The organism is Rhodosalinus sp., from assembly GCF_041685465.1.
Classification (GTDB): Bacteria; Pseudomonadota; Alphaproteobacteria; order Rhodobacterales; family Rhodobacteraceae; genus Rhodosalinus.
The window spans coordinates 1-2,509 of the sequence record NZ_JAWLFS010000337.1; the positions used below are offsets into that span (position 1 = coordinate 1).

The 2,509-nt window shown below is 74.8% G+C and carries 2 protein-coding genes; both read left to right on the top strand.

Translation table 11 applies throughout. The features are described 5' to 3' along the window. Nucleotides 1–659, top strand: a 659-nt coding sequence (locus ACESL7_RS15405; RefSeq protein WP_372894175.1) for a heparinase II/III domain-containing protein, incomplete at its 5' end; no start/stop codon positions are given. A 19-nt stretch (nt 660–678) separates the two neighbouring features. Next, complete coding sequence (purH, locus tag ACESL7_RS15410; protein WP_372894176.1) at nt 679–2,268, top strand: bifunctional phosphoribosylaminoimidazolecarboxamide formyltransferase/IMP cyclohydrolase; 1,590 nt, start codon at nt 679–681, stop codon at nt 2,266–2,268. Nucleotides 2,269–2,509 lie beyond the last annotated feature (241 nt).

A 2,509-nucleotide genomic window follows, 5' to 3' on the forward strand; every position in this document is an offset into this window, starting at 1 on the left:
GGCGCCGCGCCGGTCGGGCGGGAGCCTCGCATTCGACGCTGCTGGTCGAGGGGCTGTCGAGCGCGCGCCTCGCGCCGGCCGCCCGCGCGGCGCGCCCGGAGCGCGCGCCGCTCGACCGCGCGCCGGTCCGCGTCCCCGTGGAGACGGCGCGCACCGCCGAGGGCCTGCGCGTCGAGGCCGGGCAGGACGGCTACCGCGCCGAGTTCGGGCTGACGCACGCCCGCGTGCTGACGCTCTCGGCGGATGGGCGGAGCCTTGCGGGCGAGGATTTCCTCGTCGCGCTGGAAGCGGCCGACGAGCGGCGCTTCGACGCGGCGCGGAGCGCAGGCAAGCTGCGCGGGGTGGGCTGGCAGATCCGGTTTCACCTGCATCCCGACGCCGAGGCGCGCCTCGACGCGGCGGGCGCGGGGGTCTCGGTCGCGCTGCCCTCGCAGGAGGTCTGGGTGTTCCGCCCGGAGCCCGGGCCGCGCACCCGGCTGACGCTCGAGCCCTCGGTCTACCTCGAGCGCGGCCGCCTCAGGCCGCGCGCGACGCAACAGATCGTTTTATCCGGCCGCGCGGTGGAGTATGGGACGCGCGTCCGCTGGTCGCTGGCCAAGGCCGACGACACCGCGCTCGCGGTGCGCGACCTCGCCGAGGCGGTGGACGTGTATGAATGAGCCACGGAGCCCCGCATCCATGCCCGATCTCGTCCCCGTCCGCCGCGCCCTGATTTCCGTCTCCGACAAGACCGGCCTGCCCGAACTCGGCCGGGCGCTCGCCGCGCGCGGGGTCGAGGTGCTCTCGACCGGCGGCACGGCCGCCGCCCTGCGGGAGGCGGGCTGCACCGTGCGCGACGTGTCCGACGTCACGGGCCTGCCCGAGATGATGGACGGCCGCGTCAAGACGCTGCACCCGGCGGTGCACGGCGGATTGCTGGCGCTGCGCGACGCGCCCGACCACGTCGCGGCGATGGAGACGCACGGCATCCCGCCGATCGACCTCCTGGTGGTCAACCTCTACCCCTTCGAGGCGACGGTCGCCGCCGGCGCGGGGGAGGCCGAGGCGGTCGAGCAGATCGACATCGGCGGGCCGGCGATGATCCGCGCGGCGGCCAAGAACCATGCCCATGTCGCCGCGGTGGTGGACGTGGAGGACTACGACGCGCTGCTCGCCGAGCTCGACGCCAACGAGGGCGCGACGACGCTCGCGTTCCGCAAGGCGCTGGCGCTGACGGCCTTCGGGCGCACGGCGGCCTACGACGCGGCGGTGAGCGGCTGGATGGCCGAGAGCCTCGGCGTCTTCGCGCCGCGCCGGCGGGTCATGGGCGGCAAGCTCGCCGAGGAACTCCGCTACGGCGAGAACCCGCACCAGCGCGCGGCCTTTTACGCCGAGACGGACCCGGCGCCGGGCGTGGCCGCGGCGCGGCTCCTGCAGGGCAAGGCGCTCTCCTACAACAACATCAACGATACCGACGCGGCCTATGCCCTCGCCGCCGAGTTCCTGCCGGCCGACGGCGCGGCCTGCGTCATCGTCAAGCACGCCAACCCCTGCGGCGCGGCGCGCGCGGCCTCGTCGCTCGAGGCCTACCGCAAGGCGCGCGAGTGCGACCCCGTCAGCGCCTTCGGCGGCATCGTGGCGCTCAACACGACGCTCGACGCAGAAACGGCGCAGGCGATCCTCGAGCTTTTCACCGAGGTCGTCATCGCCCCCGCGGTGAACGACGAGGCGCAGGCGCTCTTCGCGCAGAAGCCGAACGTCCGGCTGCTGAAGGCGCCGGGCCTGCCCAATCCCGGCGCGCCGGCGCTGGCCGCGCGGCAGGTGACGGGCGGCTGGCTCGTGCAGGACGCCGACACGCGCGGCGTCGCGCCGGAGACGCTGAAGGTCGTCACCGCCCGCGCGCCCTCGGAAGCGGAGATGCGCGATCTCGCCTTCGCCTGGACGGTGGCCAAGCACGTCAAGTCGAACGCCATCGTCTACGCGAAGGGTCGCGCGACGGTGGGCATCGGCGCGGGACAGATGAGCCGCGTCGATTCGGCGCGCATCGCCGCGGAGAAGGCGCGCGCCATGGCCCGGGAGCTCGGCCTGCCCGAGCCGCCGACGGCGGGCGCGGCGGTGGCCTCGGACGCCTTCTTCCCCTTCGCCGACGGGATCGAGGCACTGGCCGCGGCGGGCGCGACGGCGGTGATCCAGCCCGGCGGCGCGCGCCGCGACGCCGAGGTGATCGCCGCGGCCGAGGCGCACGGCATGGCGATGGTCTTCACCGGCGAGCGGCATTTCCGGCATTGAGCGGGGCAGGGGGGCGCTGCCCCCCGTCCGCGCGGGCGCGCGGACTCCCCCCGGAGTATTTGCGCCAAGATGATGGGCGCGGCGGTGCGACAGGGAGCGGGGACATGCGGCTGATGGGCGTGGTGGCGGCGGCGATCTTCGGGATCGACCAGGCGCTGAAGTATTACGTGGTGCATGTGCTCGCGCTGGCCCAGGTGCGGGCGATCGACGTCTGGCCGCCCTATCTGACCCTGCGGATGGC